The organism is uncultured Flavobacterium sp. (genome assembly GCF_951805225.1).
Classification (GTDB): domain Bacteria; phylum Bacteroidota; class Bacteroidia; order Flavobacteriales; family Flavobacteriaceae; genus Flavobacterium.
On record NZ_OX638201.1, the window covers coordinates 50,899 to 67,008 of the forward strand.

18 protein-coding genes are annotated in these 16,110 nt (G+C 32.9%); 6 read left to right on the top strand and 12 right to left on the bottom strand.

The genetic code is table 11. The features are described from left to right. Window positions 1-28: 28 nt before the first annotated feature. Complete coding sequence (locus tag WN975_RS00245) at window positions 29-961, top strand: peptidylprolyl isomerase (protein ID WP_099711296.1); 933 nt, start codon at window positions 29-31, stop codon at window positions 959-961. Window positions 962-1,057: 96 nt separating this feature from the next. Then, window positions 1,058-1,369, top strand: a complete 312-nt coding sequence (locus WN975_RS00250) for a cytochrome c (RefSeq protein ID WP_337964669.1) — start codon at window positions 1,058-1,060, stop codon at window positions 1,367-1,369. 114 nt (window positions 1,370-1,483) lie between these two features. On the opposite strand, the gene WN975_RS00255 is transcribed toward WN975_RS00250, so the two are convergent. The 3 genes from WN975_RS00255 to WN975_RS00265 all read right to left on the bottom strand — a co-directional run bounded on the left by WN975_RS00255 (window position 1,484) and on the right by WN975_RS00265 (window position 3,921). Continuing rightward, entirely contained in the window at window positions 1,484-1,879 is a 396-nt protein-coding gene (locus tag WN975_RS00255; protein ID WP_337964670.1) for a GreA/GreB family elongation factor, read from the bottom strand. 447 nt (window positions 1,880-2,326) lie between these two features. After that, window positions 2,327-2,881 carry a thioredoxin family protein gene (locus WN975_RS00260; protein ID WP_337964671.1) on the bottom strand — a complete coding sequence of 185 codons (555 nt, stop codon included), beginning with the start codon at window positions 2,879-2,881 and terminating at the stop codon, window positions 2,327-2,329. A gap of 146 nt (window positions 2,882-3,027) precedes the next feature. Further along, window positions 3,028-3,921, bottom strand: a complete 894-nt coding sequence (locus WN975_RS00265; RefSeq protein ID WP_337964672.1) for an alpha/beta hydrolase — start codon at window positions 3,919-3,921, stop codon at window positions 3,028-3,030. Between the two features lie 133 nt (window positions 3,922-4,054). Here WN975_RS00265 and WN975_RS00270 point away from each other — a divergent pair, with 133 nt between their 5' ends. After that, on the top strand, window positions 4,055-4,390 hold the full coding sequence (locus WN975_RS00270; RefSeq protein WP_337964673.1) for a tRNA-binding protein: 336 nt from the start codon (window positions 4,055-4,057) through the stop codon (window positions 4,388-4,390). Window positions 4,391-4,723: 333 nt separating this feature from the next. Here WN975_RS00270 and WN975_RS00275 read toward each other — a convergent pair whose 3' ends face one another. The 6 genes from WN975_RS00275 to WN975_RS00300 form a co-directional block, all read right to left on the bottom strand. Further along, window positions 4,724-5,317 carry a hypothetical protein gene (locus tag WN975_RS00275; protein WP_337964674.1) on the bottom strand — a complete coding sequence of 198 codons (594 nt, stop codon included), beginning with the start codon at window positions 5,315-5,317 and terminating at the stop codon, window positions 4,724-4,726. 17 nt (window positions 5,318-5,334) lie between these two features. Continuing rightward, window positions 5,335-5,991 carry a YIP1 family protein gene (locus WN975_RS00280; RefSeq protein ID WP_337964675.1) on the bottom strand — a complete coding sequence of 219 codons (657 nt, stop codon included), beginning with the start codon at window positions 5,989-5,991 and terminating at the stop codon, window positions 5,335-5,337. Next, window positions 5,984-6,544, bottom strand: coding sequence for an alpha/beta hydrolase (locus tag WN975_RS00285; RefSeq protein ID WP_337964676.1), 561 nt, complete (start codon window positions 6,542-6,544; stop codon window positions 5,984-5,986). The genes WN975_RS00280 and WN975_RS00285 overlap by 8 nt, the downstream gene beginning before the upstream one ends. A gap of 22 nt (window positions 6,545-6,566) precedes the next feature. Then, window positions 6,567-7,391, bottom strand: coding sequence for an alpha/beta hydrolase (locus WN975_RS00290; RefSeq protein WP_337964677.1), 825 nt, complete (start codon window positions 7,389-7,391; stop codon window positions 6,567-6,569). A gap of 150 nt (window positions 7,392-7,541) precedes the next feature. Further along, on the bottom strand, window positions 7,542-7,910 hold the full coding sequence (locus WN975_RS00295; protein WP_055098480.1) for a PUR family DNA/RNA-binding protein: 369 nt from the start codon (window positions 7,908-7,910) through the stop codon (window positions 7,542-7,544). A gap of 69 nt (window positions 7,911-7,979) precedes the next feature. Then, window positions 7,980-9,758 (bottom strand): ABC transporter ATP-binding protein, encoded by a 1,779-nt coding sequence (locus WN975_RS00300; RefSeq protein ID WP_337964678.1) that lies wholly within the window; start codon window positions 9,756-9,758, stop codon window positions 7,980-7,982. A 203-nt stretch (window positions 9,759-9,961) separates the two neighbouring features. Here WN975_RS00300 and WN975_RS00305 point away from each other — a divergent pair, with 203 nt between their 5' ends. The 3 genes from WN975_RS00305 to yajC all read left to right on the top strand — a co-directional run bounded on the left by WN975_RS00305 (window position 9,962) and on the right by yajC (window position 12,593). Further along, window positions 9,962-11,071: an amino acid dehydrogenase gene (locus tag WN975_RS00305; protein ID WP_337964679.1), complete on the top strand. Its 1,110-nt coding sequence runs from the start codon at window positions 9,962-9,964 to the stop codon at window positions 11,069-11,071. 228 nt (window positions 11,072-11,299) lie between these two features. Continuing rightward, window positions 11,300-12,211, top strand: coding sequence for a transcription antitermination factor NusB (gene nusB, locus WN975_RS00310; protein ID WP_099712811.1), 912 nt, complete (start codon window positions 11,300-11,302; stop codon window positions 12,209-12,211). Between the two features lie 106 nt (window positions 12,212-12,317). Beyond that, window positions 12,318-12,593: a preprotein translocase subunit YajC gene (gene yajC / locus WN975_RS00315; protein ID WP_099711306.1), complete on the top strand. Its 276-nt coding sequence runs from the start codon at window positions 12,318-12,320 to the stop codon at window positions 12,591-12,593. 271 nt (window positions 12,594-12,864) lie between these two features. Here yajC and WN975_RS00320 read toward each other — a convergent pair whose 3' ends face one another. From WN975_RS00320 to WN975_RS00330, 3 genes are all read right to left on the bottom strand, one after another. After that, window positions 12,865-13,455, bottom strand: coding sequence for a YdeI/OmpD-associated family protein (locus WN975_RS00320; RefSeq protein ID WP_337964680.1), 591 nt, complete (start codon window positions 13,453-13,455; stop codon window positions 12,865-12,867). Window position 13,456: 1 nt separating this feature from the next. Next, the gene (gene pepT / locus WN975_RS00325; protein ID WP_337964681.1) at window positions 13,457-14,734 is read right to left on the bottom strand and encodes a peptidase T; all 1,278 of its coding nucleotides are present in this window, start codon (window positions 14,732-14,734) and stop codon (window positions 13,457-13,459) included. Window positions 14,735-14,960: 226 nt separating this feature from the next. After that, window positions 14,961-16,091, bottom strand: a complete 1,131-nt coding sequence (locus WN975_RS00330) for a formylglycine-generating enzyme family protein (RefSeq protein WP_337964682.1) — start codon at window positions 16,089-16,091, stop codon at window positions 14,961-14,963. Window positions 16,092-16,110: the final 19 nt, after the last annotated feature.

A 16,110-nucleotide genomic window follows, 5' to 3' on the forward strand; every position in this document is an offset into this window, starting at 1 on the left:
ATTTGCAATCAAATTAAAAATAACAACAATGGAAAACGGAATATACGCTAAATTCAACACTGGTAAAGGTTCGATTTTAGTAAAACTTACACATGATTTAACACCAGGAACCGTAGGGAATTTTGTAGCTCTTGCAGAAGGAAATATGGAAAATAAAGTAAAACCTCAAGGACAAAAATTCTATGATGGATTAACATTTCATAGAGTAATTCCTGATTTTATGATTCAAGGTGGTTGTCCAAAAGGAACTGGAACTGGAGATCCTGGATATAAATTTGATGATGAATTTCACCCAAGTTTAAAACACGATCGTCCGGGAGTTTTAGCAATGGCAAATTCAGGACCTGCAAGTAATGGTTCTCAATTTTACATTACTCACGTTCCAACTTCTTGGTTAGACGGAAAACATACTGTTTTTGGTCACGTAATCGAAGGTCAGGATGTTGTTGATGCTGTAGCTCAAGGAGATTCTCTTGACAATGTAGAAATTATCAGAGTTGGAGAAGAAGCTGAAAAATTCAACGCTATTGAAGCTTTCATCGCTTTAAAAGGTGCTCGTCTAAAAAGAGATGCAGCTTTAAAAGCAGAATCTGAAGCAAAAATGGAGCAATTAGCTGCTGGTTTTGATAAAACTGATAGCGGTTTACGTTACAAAATGATCCAAAAAGGAGACGGTAAAAAAGCTGAAGCTGGTAAAACAGTTGCAGTTCACTACGAAGGATCTTTAGAAAACGGAAAAGTTTTTGATTCTTCTTACCCACGTAAAAAACCAATCGAATTTAGATTAGGTCAAGGTCAGGTTATCGAAGGATGGGACGAAGGTATTGCTTTGTTACAAGTTGGAGATAAAGCTCGTTTTGTAATTCCATCTGATTTAGCTTATGGAGCTTCAGGTGCAGGAGGAGTTATTCCACCAAACGCAACTTTGATTTTTGACGTTGAATTAATGGACGTAAAATAAGAAATTTAGATACAATTTAGTATTGTTTTAAATAGTAATCCCATATGCTTCGGCATATGGGATTTTTTTATATTTACTTAAAAAATAAGTAAAACGATGAAAACAAAAATCTTAATCCTAGCAGCTGTAGTGTTGTTTGTAGTTTCGTGTGGTACTAAAAAAGCAGCTCCGGCTACACCAGCAACTCCAGCGGTAACTGAGGCAGCAAAACCTACAGCATTAACGCCTGAATTGGCAGAAGGAAAAAACTTGTACGAGAATAGTTGTGCAAGATGTCATAAGTTGTATGACCCAAAGAAATTTAGTCAGGAAGATTGGAAACCAATTTTAGTAAGAATGCAGAAGAAAGCGAAGTTAGATGATACGCAAATGGCTTCGATATCAAATTATATAACTTCTCAATTATAAGAAGTTGTTTCAGTAAATTCAATAAAACTATTCAGTAAATTTAATTTTATTGGATAGTTTTTTGTTTAAAATAGAACATAAAAAAACACCTTCACAAATGAGGTGTTTATAAAATTAAGAAATGCTTTCAGAAGTATTGCTTACAGCAACTATTTTTAAAGTTTTTATTCCAGCCGGCAATTCCCAATCAACTTCGTCATTTTCTTTAAATCCAATAATAGCAACGCTTAAAGGCGCTAAAATTGAAATTTTACTTTCTTTTACATCAGCAAATGAAGGTAAAACGATCTGAATTTTCATTTGTTTCTTAGCTTTTACATCTTCAATAGTGACATAAGAATTGATTCTCACGATCGAATTGTCTAATTCGCCCTCTTTACTAATTATTGCGCGGTCTAATTCCTGCGAAAGCTGATTGGCTTCTTTTGTATTTGTCGAATTTTTACTTTTTACAATCAATTCCCTTAAGAAATGATAATCTGTTTTACAGAAAGTGGGTGTTGGTTTCATAACTATGTATATTATATATTATTATTATTATTATTATTATTATTATTATTATTATTTATTGTTTAAACGTGTTGAATTTTAATGTTTTACAGGTAACAAGTACAATTGTTTTTCAAATCGCATTTTGCAATTGAAATGAAATAAAAGACTCTGTTTTTTGGAAATTTTTGATTGAAAAAACCACGAAATTATTCGAGAGAGTATTTACTCTTTCAAATAAAATAAATGATTAAAATTTGGTAAAAATCCTCCGCCTGAAAGAAGAAATTGAAATAGACGGAGGCCTAATTAATAAAGGCCTTACTATGTGAAATAAATGCAACAGTAAGCGGTTTTCTTTTTAAAGAAAACAAAAAGATTATTGCTGTAAATATATTTATAGTGCTCACAATGAGAAAATTTGTTGATTTGCAAATATAAGAAAAGTTTTCGGAAAAATCAGAATTTTCACTTCCATTTGATGTTACAACCAATACTTGGTTTTTGAGGACCTTTCAGATTTCGGTTATAAATAAGAGAATCAATTGCATTTCGTAAATCACTTCCGCTTAACGGAATTCCGTTTCCAGGTCTTGAATCATCTAGTTGACCGCGGTAAAATAAGCGATCCTGATTGTCAAATAAATAAAAATCCGGAGTACATGCAGCTTCATAGGCTTTGGCAACTTCTTGACTTTCATCATATAAATAAGGAAAATCTACTTTATTCTGAAAAGTAAATTCCGTCATTAATTCAGGAGAATCCTGTGGAAATTTTTCTACATCATTACTGGAAATTGCAATTACGCCAAGTCCTTGAACACGATAATCATTGGCAATCATAACGATTTCATTAATTACATGAAGCACAAATGGGCAATGATTGCACATAAAAATTACAAGCGTACCTTTTGATCCCTTCAAATCTTCATACGAGTATTCATTATTCGAATTGGTATCTTTTAATTTAAAACTCGGAGCAATCGTTCCAAGCGGAATCATATTTGAAGGTGTACGTGCCATTTTTACAGAAATAAGTTCTTCAAAAATAACTTTAATATTCTGTAAAAGAAAGAGTGTGAGAAGAAATGTTGGTTCTGAATTTTTAGCCGCAGATTTTACGGATTTTAATAATTTTTAAAATCCGTAAATCTGTGGGCTATATTATTTTACGAATTCAAAAATTCAAGTAAGTCTTTATTTAATTTGTCTTTTTCAGTATAGAACAAACCGTGTGGAGCGCCTTCGTAAACAATGAAAGTATTGTTTTTTATTGCTTTGGCTGTTTTTTCTGAACTAACTTCAATAGGGACATTTTTATCATCTGTTCCGTGAATTATTAATGTTGGAACTTTGATCGTTTGAAGCTCGTCTCTAAAGTCGGTATAGTTTAAAGATTCTGCACATTGCAATGTTGCTCTTGGCGATGCTACTGCACATAAATTTCGGTAATGTTCTAACAAGGGCGTACTTAAAGGTTTATTGATAATATTGACGCCAAAGAATATTTTGCCAAAATTATCCAAAAAGCCAATTCGGTCTTCATTTATAGACACGGCTGTTGCTTCACTTTTCTCTTTTGGACGACCTTCAGGGTTATCATCAGTTTTTAATAAAAATGGAACTATAGAAGAAATTAACGCTGCTTTTGTAACGCCTTTTCCGCCATAACGGCTAAAGTAACGTACAACTTCGCCACCGCCCATTGAGAATCCAACCAGAGTTACATTTTCTAATTGAAGCTGCTCAATAATTTCTTTTAAATCATCTGTCAAAGTATCATAATCATATCCTTCATAAGGTTGTGACGATTTACCAAATCCGCGGCGATCATAAGCAATTACACGATAATTATTCTGAACCAGAAAATCAATTTGATATTCCCACATTTCGTTCGAAAGCGGCCAGCCATGAATCAAAATTACTGGTTTTCCCTTTCCGTAATCTTTAACGTATAGCTTTACGTTTTTATCAGTTTCAATATATTTATCGGTATTTAATTGCTGAAGATCAAAATCAGAATCTCTAAGAGAAAGGTTGGTGTTTATGAGAGTATTTTCCATTTTATATATTTTTTTAGTGTGTCTTCGTGAGGTGATATGTAAAATTAGGAGACGAACTAAAAAAACGGTTATAGAATTAGTGGGAATAATTACAAAATTTATAGGTTTGTAAAAGAACAAATATTGAAATAAAATGGATTTAACCTGGAGCGAATTTGAAAGAACCGATATGCGTGTCGGAACCATTATTGAAGTAAATGATTTTCCCGAAGCAAGAAAACCGGCTTATCAGCTTACAATTGATTTTGGTACCGAAATTGGAATCAGGAAATCATCAGCACAAATAACAACACATTACAAAAAAGAAGATTTATTGAACCGCCAAATTATATCGGTCGTAAATTTTCCTAAAAAACAAATCGGAAAATTCATGAGCGAATGTCTGGTTCTTGGCGCAATAGGCAAGGAGGGAGACGTAATTTTATTAGCGCCTGATTTTAAAATAGAAAATGGACTTAGGATTGGGTAAATAGTATTCAGTTTTCAGTTTTTTAGTATTCGGTTTTTACTGCGAATTTGCTATACTTGTACTATTAAATTTAACCGCAAAGTCAGTAAAGATTTTTCGCAAAGTTCGCAAAGTTTTTATACTAAGCTTTGCGAACTTTGTGGTTAATTTTTGCCACGAATTCACGAATTATTTTTTAGAATCTAGCTTTGTGAACTTAATCAGTCAAAACCTTTGCAACCTTTGCGAAAAACCTTTGCGAACTTTGCGGTAAAATCTTCACCACAAATCCGCACGAATTATTTTTCAGAATCAAGTCTTACGAGCTTCGCGGTAAAATTTTCACCACTAATTTTAGGGATTATCGACTATATAATTACCATTAATAAATTTGAGTTTAAATCGAGGAAGCGTAATTCCTTCAACGGAAATCTCATTTAATTGTCCTTTCAATGTAACATATTTGCCTTCTAATTCGCTTTTTGGTTCTTTTATTCCCTTTTCAATTTTGACATATTCAAATGAAAAAATTTGTGTTCCTGCTGCATTATTTACTCCTGTAAAAAATGTATTTGGTTCTTCATCTTTTAAGCTTGTACAATTGACATAACAATTGCTATTAAATGGATGCGCAGGCATAATCATTTCTTTCGATTGCAGAAATTTCACTTTTTGTAAAGCTTCTTTTTGAGTCAGTTTTTTTTCGTTTAAAAGTCCCGCAGTCGAATAAACGTACATATATCTTAAAACTTGTTTCTCAGTTTCCAAAGAGTCAATTGGTTCTGCAGTATTAAGTAGTTCTTTTGCCAGTTTTTCAGATTTTGTCCAATTTTCGTTAGTGAGATTTTCTATCAAAAGATTGAAATTATCTTCAAATGAATTGTTTTTCTTTTCTTGGCAGAAGCAAAGGTTTGTAACTAAGAAAGCTATTAGAAAGAAGTTTTTCATGTAAGCTGTTTTTAAAATTAATTAAGTAATAGATCGAAAACAAAAAAGATGATTAAAGCACTGAATAGAAATAATAATGCAGGTAGTATTAAGTTTAAAATTGCTTTACCTGTTGAAATTTTTTGCACAACAGAAGTTCCAATAACAATTAGTACAACTGTCCAGATGATTAAAATTAAATCAATAAAGTAGAAAGTCCAATAAAGAATGGTATCAAATAATCCGTTATAAAGATCTGAAAAACTTGATTCAAAGATTGCATTTCCGTAAATCAAAATCCGAAGGAAAAGTATAAATAACGAAGCAATTATTGGTAAACTTGAATAAGCGATCACTCTTAAAATAGATTGAGTGTCTCCAACGCCATTAAACCATTTTCCTGTCCAACTAATTAAAAAAGCGTAAATATAATTAACTAGCCAGCCAAAGAGTATACCGCTTATTACGCCAAAAAAAATGATGGTCCAAAAGGATAAATTATCACCAACATTTTTGGAAATCGCCTTATCAAATGATCTTACTATTCCTGAAAGAGTTAAAAACAAAATAATGTTCTTGTTGTATTTATAGTCATTTATAAATCCAAATGTTTCTTTAGGAGAAAACCATATTTTTGTTAAAATGTTTTTTGGTGTAACGGTAGCTTCTTGTTGGTAATTATTGTCCTCAATCATTATTATGTGCCGTAATATTTTTAATTAGTTGCTGTAAAATTTCCTGTCCTTCTTCCCAATATTTTAAATCAGAATCTGAGTTAATATGCCCTTGTTGTCCGACGTTTACAAAATCGCTTCCCCATTTTTCGGCAAAATATTGTTTTCTTTCGAAAGAAGCATAAGGATCATTTTCGCTTGCCACAACTATTGAAGGAAAAGGTAATTTTGAAATTGGCATTGGCGCAAAATTCCGAACAGATTCCGGAGTATGTTGAGGTGAATCTACATCAGCGGGAGCGACCAATAATGCGCCAACAATATTCTTGTTTGTATTTGCTGCTGCCCAATGTTGTACTAACGAAACTGCCAAACTATGCGCAACGAGAATAGTTGGACGATCGAGTTTAGCAACTTCTTCATTTAAGCGTTCAATCCATTCTTCGCGAATAGGTTCGTCCCAATTGTCCTGAACTAAACGAATAGAATTTTTAAATTTTTTATGCCAAAAGGTTTGCCAGTGTTTTACGCCTGAATTTCCTAATCCGGGTAGTATTAATAAGTTTGTTTCCATTGCCGTGGATTTTATTTAGAGATTATTTTTTGTGTTCCTTTATAATTCGGTTTACTTCGTTTACAAGCAACGGAAAACCAGGTTCAGTCATTCCGTGTCCATAACCGTCCAGTTCATAGAGTTTAGTTTGTTTATGTCCAACTAATTTCATCATGCGCGCCATATAGGCGTTTTCTTCGTATCGACCCAACATTTCCAGTTCACGATCTCCTGTAATTAATAAAAGTGGCGGAGCATCAGCGCGAACATAAAACAAAGGAGCAAAAGCATCAACAGTTGGTGTAGTATCAGGAATTCCGTTTTCTTTTCTAATTTGAAAATGCGTAATACATTGTCCGCTAAACGGAATTAATCCAGCGATTTTATTCGCATCGATTCCTTCTTTTTGAAGCCATTTTTTATCAAGACCAATCATCAAGCCCAGATATCCTCCAGCAGAATGTCCTGACACGAAAATTAAAGAAGTATCTCCGCCATAAGACGCGATATTGTTAAATGCCCAAGAAACGGCAGCAGCGGCATCTTCAATAGCTTTTGCGGCTTTTACTTTTGGCGCTAGTCTATAATTCACACCAATAATCGCAAAACCTTTATTTTTTAAAGCTTCAGGAATTTCTTTGCTTCCACCGGTTAATCCACCGCCATGAAACCAAACGATTGTAGCAAAGTTTTTGGTGTTTTTTGGATAATAAATATCAAGAACACAACGTTCATTTATATAACTATCAGACTTATTGGTTGGTGCGTTATAATATTGAATATTTGATTTTGTTTCGTATTCTAAGTTTTGAGAAAATGAAGCAATCCCAATAAAGAATAAAACAAGTAAGAGGATTGTTTTTTTCATTTTAAAAATGGAATTATTATTAACTAGTTTTAGGCAGTTTGTATAATCTAAAATCTAAACTCTGCAATCTAAAAATAATAAATTTATATATAAAAAAAGTCCAAAATGCGGGACATATTGGACTTGTACTTTTAAAAAAGTTATATTCGACTAAATATCGTCAAAATCAATATCAGTAAAACTAGTTCTTTGCGTTTCCGGCTTATCAGAACCGTATTCTTTTTTGAAATCTTTTTGGTGTCTTTCAGAAATTACTTCTTCGCCTTTGTGGTTCAAGACATATGAAGTCATTTCTTCTAGTATTTCGGCAAAAGCACTAAAATCTTCTTTGTACAAGTAAATTTTGTGTTTTTTAAAATGAAAAGAACCATCTTCTTCAGTAAATTTTTTACTTTCGGTAATCGTGATATAATAATCGTCAGCTTTAGTAGCTCTCACATCAAAGAAATAAGTTCTTCTTCCTGCTCGTAATACTTTAGAAAAAATCTCTTCTTTTTCTAACATGTCATTTTCTCTCATAATACGTTCTATCATTTTTTGGAATTAATAGTACTCAAAAATCATAAAAAATTATCTATTACGCAACATTTAAAGTAATTCTTTTTCCGAAAGTTGTTTTAAATATAACGATGAATAATAGCCTTCCTGATTTATTAATTGATTATGAGAGCCTTGTTGTATGATTCTTCCGTCTTCTAAAATGATTATTTTGTCGGCATTCTTAGCCGATGAAACTCGATGACTGACTATTATTGTAGTTTTATCTTTACAAATTCCGAACAAATTGCTTAAAATCGTTTCTTCGGTTTCAGTATCTACCGCAGACAAACAATCGTCGAAAAGTAAAATAGCCGGGTTTTTAATAATCGCACGCGCAATAGATACACGTTGCTTTTGTCCGCCCGAAAGTGTGATTCCTCTTTCTCCTAAAATAGTGTCATATTGTTTGTTAAAAGCAATGATATTATCGTGAACCACAGCGCTTTTGGCTGCTTCTTCAACTTCTTCGTTAGTGGCGTTTTGATTGCCAAATTTGATATTATTTTTAATCGTATCCGAGAATAAAAAAGCATCCTGAGGCACAATTCCAATGTTGTTTCTTAAATCATTTAAATTTAAAGTACTTATTTCGTTTTGGTCAATTATGATTCTTCCTTCCGTAACATCATATAAACGGGAAATCAATGATAATATTGTAGACTTTCCAGAACCTGTTTTGCCCAGAATTGCCAATGTTTCTCCTTTTTTTACTGTAAAAGTGACATTTTTCAGCGCTTCAATATTAGTATCTTCATAAGTATAACTCACATTTTCGAACGCAATAGAACCTTGAATATCAGAGTGATTTTCGTTATTGTTTGTGATTTCCGGTTCAATTTTCAAAAATTCATTCAAACGTTTTTGAGAAGCTTCTGCTTCCTGAACCATTGACGAAACCCATCCTAACGAAGCTACAGGCCAGGTTAGCATATTTACATATAAAATAAACTCAGCAATTGTACCAATATTTGCAATCGTTCCGTTGATGTACATTACACCTCCAAAATAAATTACCACAAGATTACTGATTCCGATTAAGGCGATCATCAAAGGCCCAAATAACGATTGAACTTTGGCTAAATCTAAGCTCTTCTTTTTGCTTTCATCGGCAAGAGCCACCATATTATTCTGATGTTGATTTTCTAAAGAATACGCTTTTATAACACGAATTCCTGAGAATATTTCTTGTGAAAAACTCGAAACTTTTGACAGGTATTGCTGAAAAGTAGTGCTTCGTTTGTTGATTTCTGAACTCAGTTTAAAAATGCAATACGAAAGAATTGGCAACGGCAGAATAGTGTATAAAGTCAGCAATGGCGAAACATTATACATATATATAATAACGATGGCAAAACGGATAAAGGTGTTTATCGTGTACATAACCGCCGGACCAACATACATACGAACTTTAGAAACATCTTCGCTGATACGATTCATTAAATCTCCTGTTCGGTTTTGCTTGTAGAAGTTTTGCGAAAGATTCTCGTATTGTTTGAAAACCTCATTTTTTAAATCAAACTCGATATGACGCGACATTACGATTAAAGTCTGGCGCATTAAAAAAGTTAGAAAACCCGCAACAATTGTAGTTGCTATGATTAGCAGTACGTTATGAATTAATCCTTCGCGATAAGTATCAATAATTGCTTGCGAAGTTTGATCTGCTTTTGGCAGTTTATCAAACTTCTCGATCGCGTTTAAGGACTTGCTAATTAGTTTTGGAGTAAATAAAGAGAATATTTGTGCGATTATGGTGATTAAAATTCCTAAAGAGAAACTATATTTATATTTAATGAAATATTTGTTTAAATAGCTTAATTCTTTCATTTTTTTAAGAGATTCAATGTTGAAATGTTTGGATTTTATAAATTATTATGAATTAAAGTTAGCGTAATTTATAATTTTATCAGAACAAATCGATTGTTTAATTGTTATTTTAAAGATAAAAAATTAGCACATATGCATTTTTTAATTATGTTTGAGATGTCTTTTTGACAAATTCATAATTTTAACTAATAAATACTATCGCTATGGATGCAACTTTCGCAACTGGAAAGGAACTTCAAAAAATGGATCCGGTTTTTGGTCAATTATCTTTTGACGATCACGAACAAATTGTTTTTTGCAATGACAAAGATACAGGTTTAAAAGCAATTATTGGTATTCATAATTCAGTTATGGGGCCAGCTTTGGGAGGTACTAGAATGTGGAATTATAATACTGAATGGGAAGCGTTAAACGATGTTTTGCGTCTTTCAAGAGGTATGACATATAAATCTGCGATTACCGGACTTAATATTGGTGGTGGTAAAGCAGTAATTATTGGTGACGCTAAAACGCAAAAAACTCCTGAGTTAATGCGTAAGTTTGGTGAGTTTGTTCACTCTCTTGGTGGAAGATATATCACTGCAGAAGATGTTGGAATGGAAACTAAAGACATGGACACTGTTAGAGATGTAACGCCTTATGTTACAGGAATCTCTGAAGAAAGAGGTGGCTCTGGAAATCCTTCTCCTGTAACGGCTTATGGTGTTTATTTAGGAATGAAAGCTGCTGCTAAAAGTCAGTTTGGTACTGATGTTTTAGACGGTAAAAAAGTTTTGGTTCAGGGAATTGGTCACGTTGGTGAAGCTTTGGTTGAGTATTTGACTAAAGAAGGAGCGATCGTTACAATTACAGATATTAACGAAGAAAAATTATATCAGGTAGCTCAAAAATACAACGCTACAATTTATACTGGTGAAGATTTATATACTGCAGATGTTGATATTTATGCGCCATGTGCAATGGGAGCAATTATCAATGATAATACTGTAGATAAAATTAAAGCTAAAGTAATTGCCGGAGCTGCGAATAATCAATTGGCTGACGAGAATGTTCACGGAGCGAGATTACAAGAAAGAGGTATTTTATATGCGCCGGATTTCTTGATCAACGCTGGTGGAATCATCAATGTTTATGCTGAATTAGAGCACTACGGTAAAGCTGAAATCATGTCTAAAACAGAAAATATCTATAATACTACTTTAGAAATTATCGATTATGCTGTAAAAAACGGAATGACAACGCATAAAGCTGCTTTAACAATTGCTCAAAATCGTATCGATTTGAGAAAAATTGAAAACGCTGCTAAAAAGTAATTAATTTCAATTTATAATATTAAGTCTCAGTTTACAGTTTGGTCTGTAAACTGAGACTTTTTTTATGTGCAAACTACAGTTGACCACTAAATTCTGAAAACTGACCACTAAAACGACGACTTTTTTACGAATTAATTTTAATATAAGGATTGAAATTCCTAATTTTGCAGACTAATTTTTAAATGTTCTTACAAGGTGGTAAATAGAAGACACATACGCGTTAAAGTAATGCAATCCATTTATGCAATGCATCAAAGCGGTTCTGATAATATGGAAAAAGAAGAGAAATTTCTTTTTTACAGCATAGACAATATTCAGGACTTATATCTTATAATGCTTTCTTCATTAATTGAAATCTGCAAAAAAGAATCTGTTTTTTTACATCTTTCAAGCAAAAAACATCTTGCAACTGCTGCAGAACGTAATCCAAACGAAAAATTCGTTAAAAACAAAATTTTTCAACTTCTTGCCGAAAGCAATTCTCTTAGCATCGCTCTAGAAAATCGTAAAATCAACAACTGGTCATTAAATGACGATTATATCATTTTACTTTTAAATGATATTAAAGCAAGCGATTTGTATGCGAAATACATGAGTACAACTACAAATACTTTTGAAGAAGACAGACAATTTGTAATTGATTTGTTTGCTGATGTAATTGTTCCTAACGAAAAATTATACGAGTATTTAGAAGATGATAAATTGACTTGGGTTGATGATATTCCTGTTGTAAACACACATATCATCAAACAATTGAAAGCAATCAAAACAGAAGATCCTGACGATTTTAGAGTGCCAAAATTGTATAAAGATGTTGAAGATAAGGATTTTGCTAAAGACTTGTTCAGAAGAACAGTTTTGAACGAATCTATTTTGGCAAAAGAATACGATGATAAAACACCAAACTGGGACAGTGAAAGAATTGCTGAAATTGATACTATTATCTTGAAAATGGCAATTTGTGAGTTCTTGAAATTCCCTTCGATTCCAGTGAAAGTAACTCTTAACGAATATTTAGAAATTGCTAAAGAGTATTCTACACCAAAAAGTAGTATTTTTATCAACGGAATTTTAGATAATCTTGTTAAAGAGCTTACCGCTAATAAAAAGATGATTAAAGTTGGACGCGGATTAATGTAAGATCTGAGAATACTCAATTTTATTAATGTCACTCTGAGCGTCCCGAAGCTTCGGGAGAAGAGCTAAAAAACATAAATATTAATAACAAAAATAAAAACTGAATACTATGCAAGATTTAATGAAATTTGCGCCTTATTTACTAATGTTTGTCGTGTTGTATTTCTTTATGATCAGACCACAACAAAAAAGAGCAAAAAACGAAAAAGAATTTGAAAGCAGCCTAAAAGTAGGTGATAAGATAATTACAAAAAGTGGTTTTCACGGTAAAGTAGTAGAGCTTGCAGAAACAAGTGCAATTATCGAAACTATGTCTGGAAAATTAAAAATCGAGCGTTCTGCTATTTCTATGGAAATGAGCGCTGCTTTGAATAAAAAAGCGTAATTTTTTAAATTAAAATATTTGAAATCCCAAATTCCAAATCGGAGTTTGGGATTTTTTTTGTTTGCAAATAAACGAATTGTATGTCTTTGCGAGGAACGAAGCAATCTCACTAAGTATGTGTTTTTGCTAGAGCGGTTGCTTCGTTCCTCGCAATGACTCAACTTTGAGTATAAAAAAAACCTTTGTCAAAGTTTTAAACTTTGACAAAGGTCTCTATCAATTAGGATTTTGCACTTCGACTTCGCTCAGTGTGACATCAATAATTTAAATTCTACCTGTATTTATCATTCAATCCCAAGTTATTTAAAATCATCGGAATCACTTTCTCGATTCTTGATAACTTCGTTTTCTCTTGTTTGGCGGTTTCAATATATTCCAGAAACTCATATTGTTTATATGGACTGAATTTTTGAAAAGCTTCTGCTAAAGCTGGATTTTGATCCATTTCTTTTTGGAGAAGTTCAGAGATTATAGCTTCTTTTTTAGAAGGTTTTATAACCTTTCCTTGCTTTTCGTTTTCAATCGCTTCAAGGATGTATTCTAAAACTTCTTTTTCGTTTACTTCTTCTTTCGATGTAAAACGCCATTGTCGCATGGATTTTGTTTTGTCTTCCTGAGCATTGATTAGTCTCTTTTTTTCGTCTTTTAGAAAAACGCCGTTCAGAAACCAGATTGCAAAATAATTTTTAAAACCGCCAATTCCAATAACATTTCTTTTGTTGTAAACATAAATTGGACCGCCCCATTTTATGGTTTCAACGAGTTCGGTTTTGTCAATAATTGATTTCAGGAAAAGAAGTTCTTCTTCCCAGTTATTGACTTTGTCCCAAATGTGTTTTTTATCAGAATTAGCTTCTTCCAAATTATCTTTTTCTTTTAGGTTTTTCAGGTGCGTCAAAAATGCCTGGAATTGCTGTTAATTCGGCAATTTTTACAATAACATCGGTTGCTTTTTGAATACTTTCTGCGGGAACATATTCGTATTTTCCGTGAAAGTTGTGACCACCAGCAAAGATATTCGGACAAGGTAATCCCATAAAGGATAATTGAGATCCATCAGTTCCGCCACGAATAGGTTTTATGATTGGTTTAATGTCCAATTCTCTCATTGCTTTTTCGGCGATATCAACAATATGTTTTACCGGAAGTACTTTTTCCTTCATATTATAATACTGATCTTTTACAACAGCAGTTACAATATCTTCACCAAATTGTTTAGCAAATTTTTTATTGATTTTCTTGGCAATTTTACCAATTAGATCTTTTCTTTTTTCGAATTTGATTTTGTTGTGATCACGAATAATCAATTCTAAGACTGTTTCTTCAATACTTCCTGTTAAGTGATGAACGTGGAAAAAACCTTCGTAACCTTTAGTTTCCTGTGGTGTTTCTCCTTTTGGTAATTCGTTGATGAAATCATTTGCAATCAACATTGAATTGATCATTTTTCCTTTGGCATAACCAGGATGAACACTTTTTCCTTTGATTGTGATTTTGGCTCCAGCCGCATTAAAATTTTCATATTCTAATTCTCCAATCTGACTTCCGTCCATGGTGTAAGCCCATTGTGCGCCAAATTTTTCTACGTCAAAATGATGCGCTCCACGACCAATTTCTTCGTCAGGCGTAAAACCAATTCTGATTTTTCCGTGTTTAATTTCAGGATGCTGAATTAGATATTCCATTGCCGAAACAATTTCTGTAATTCCTGCTTTATCATCAGCGCCTAACAAAGTTGTTCCGTCAGTTGTGATGATTGTTTGTCCTTTATATTGTAATAAATCTTTGAAGTAATTTGGAGATAAAACGATATTTTTTTCTGCGTTTAAAACAATGTCTTTTCCGTCGTAATTCTCTACTATTTGAGGTTTTACATTTGCTCCGCTAAAATCAGGTGAAGTATCAAAATGAGAAACAAAACCAATTGTTGGCACTTCATGATCTACATTACTTGGCAAAGTCGCCATGATATAAGCTTTGTCGTCTATAGTAACATCAGAAAGACCAATTGTTTTTAGTTCTTCGACTAATTTATTGGCTAGATTCCATTGTTTTTCTGTACTCGGTGTAGTTTGTGAATTTGGGTCTGATTCGGTATCAATTGTTACATAACTGATGAAACGATCTATAATATGTTGCATTTGTTTATTTTTTAGCAAATATAAGTAAATAGTTAGGCGTTGTAAAGCTGTAAATTATGAAAACTGTAAAATGAGATAAAAAAAATGCCACGTATTTCACGAATTAGCACTAATTCTTAAAACCTATAAATCCAATTTCATGAATTTAAATTCGTGAAATTGGATTTATAGGTTATCTGAAATATATTTTAATTCGTGCTAATTTGTGCAATTAGTGGTTAAAAAATTACTGAACACATCTGAAACCAATATGATTTGCAGGTGATTTATAATCTCCTTTTCCTCTTGTTCCTACCATATAACGTGTACAATATTGATCTGTACATAAAAATGATCCTCCGCGTTGTACTTTTTTCGGTAAGTTTGGTTCTCCCGGATCATAAGAAGATTCAGGACCTTGCGGATTTTTGGCAACTTGTCCGTTTTCGCTTAGAACAGAATAATAATCGGCAGTATACCAATCGTTTGTCCATTCCCAAACATTTCCTCCAATATCATAAAGTCCATAAGGATTTGGTTCAAATTGAGCGGTAGGAGCGATGCCAATATAGCCATCTTCGCCGGTATCTCCTTTTTCAATAGGAAAGTTTCCTTGATAGATATTCGCCTGAAATTTTCCTTTAGGTTTTAAAGTATTTCCCCAAGCATACAATTGCCCTGATTTTCCGCCTCGAGCAGCAAATTCCCATTCTGCTTCTGTTGGTAATCTTTTGCCTGCCCATTTCGCGTAAGCGGCTGCATCGTCGTATGAAACCTGAACTACGGGATATTTTTCTCTTCCTTTTATAGAACTTCCTGCTCCTTCCGGATGTCTCCAGTCAGCTCCTTGAACATAAGACCACCATTGCATATAATTGCCCAGATTTACTTTTGCTTGAGTAGGAGTAAAAACGGCTGATCCTGCGACTAAATTTTCTAATGGAGCATCAGGATATTCTTCGTGTGTTGGTTTTATTTCCGCCAATGTTACATAACCTGTAGCTTTTACAAAAGCTTCAAATTGTTCGTTTGTCACTTCTGTTTGATCCATATAAAAACCATCTACATAAACTCTATGAATTGGTGCGGCATCTTTGGTAACACCTTTTATACTGCATAAACTTTCATCTTCGACATTGCTTCCCATAGAATATTCTCCGCCAGGAATCCAAACCATTCCTTTTGGCGCTTTGCCAGTTGGTTTGTTTTTGTTTTCTATGGTTGGTTTAAACAAAGAAGTTTCTGAAGCATTTGGAGTTTCGGCACAATCCATTGCTGTCAATTTTTCTTTTGGAACAATAAGCTTGGTATAACCATAAGCTATTGAAATTATAGAAATTGTAAGTATGGCTAAAATCCAATAGGTTTTATTTTTCATTACAGTCATTTTATTTGTA

What these genes read in the sequence shown, in the direction of transcription:
- WN975_RS00265 (WP_337964672.1), bottom strand. Translation starts at nt 3,921, where the DNA reads ATGGAAAATACTCTCATAAACACCAACCTTTCTCTTAGAGATTCTGAT.
- WN975_RS00290 (WP_337964677.1), bottom strand. Translation starts at nt 7,391, where the DNA reads ATGAAAAAAACAATCCTCTTACTTGTTTTATTCTTTATTGGGATTGCT.
- WN975_RS00330 (WP_337964682.1), bottom strand. Translation starts at nt 16,091, where the DNA reads ATGAAAAATAAAACCTATTGGATTTTAGCCATACTTACAATTTCTATA.
- WN975_RS00285 (WP_337964676.1), bottom strand. Translation starts at nt 6,544, where the DNA reads ATGGAAACAAACTTATTAATACTACCCGGATTAGGAAATTCAGGCGTA.
- nusB (WP_099712811.1), top strand. Translation starts at nt 11,300, where the DNA reads ATGCAATCCATTTATGCAATGCATCAAAGCGGTTCTGATAATATGGAA.
- WN975_RS00260 (WP_337964671.1), bottom strand. Translation starts at nt 2,881, where the DNA reads ATGGCACGTACACCTTCAAATATGATTCCGCTTGGAACGATTGCTCCG.
- WN975_RS00295 (WP_055098480.1), bottom strand. Translation starts at nt 7,910, where the DNA reads ATGAGAGAAAATGACATGTTAGAAAAAGAAGAGATTTTTTCTAAAGTA.
- pepT (WP_337964681.1), bottom strand. Translation starts at nt 14,734, where the DNA reads ATGCAACATATTATAGATCGTTTCATCAGTTATGTAACAATTGATACC.
- WN975_RS00255 (WP_337964670.1), bottom strand. Translation starts at nt 1,879, where the DNA reads ATGAAACCAACACCCACTTTCTGTAAAACAGATTATCATTTCTTAAGG.
- WN975_RS00270 (WP_337964673.1), top strand. Translation starts at nt 4,055, where the DNA reads ATGGATTTAACCTGGAGCGAATTTGAAAGAACCGATATGCGTGTCGGA.
- WN975_RS00245 (WP_099711296.1), top strand. Translation starts at nt 29, where the DNA reads ATGGAAAACGGAATATACGCTAAATTCAACACTGGTAAAGGTTCGATT.
- WN975_RS00280 (WP_337964675.1), bottom strand. Translation starts at nt 5,991, where the DNA reads ATGATTGAGGACAATAATTACCAACAAGAAGCTACCGTTACACCAAAA.
- WN975_RS00300 (WP_337964678.1), bottom strand. Translation starts at nt 9,758, where the DNA reads ATGAAAGAATTAAGCTATTTAAACAAATATTTCATTAAATATAAATAT.
- yajC (WP_099711306.1), top strand. Translation starts at nt 12,318, where the DNA reads ATGCAAGATTTAATGAAATTTGCGCCTTATTTACTAATGTTTGTCGTG.
- WN975_RS00250 (WP_337964669.1), top strand. Translation starts at nt 1,058, where the DNA reads ATGAAAACAAAAATCTTAATCCTAGCAGCTGTAGTGTTGTTTGTAGTT.
- WN975_RS00275 (WP_337964674.1), bottom strand. Translation starts at nt 5,317, where the DNA reads ATGAAAAACTTCTTTCTAATAGCTTTCTTAGTTACAAACCTTTGCTTC.
- WN975_RS00305 (WP_337964679.1), top strand. Translation starts at nt 9,962, where the DNA reads ATGGATGCAACTTTCGCAACTGGAAAGGAACTTCAAAAAATGGATCCG.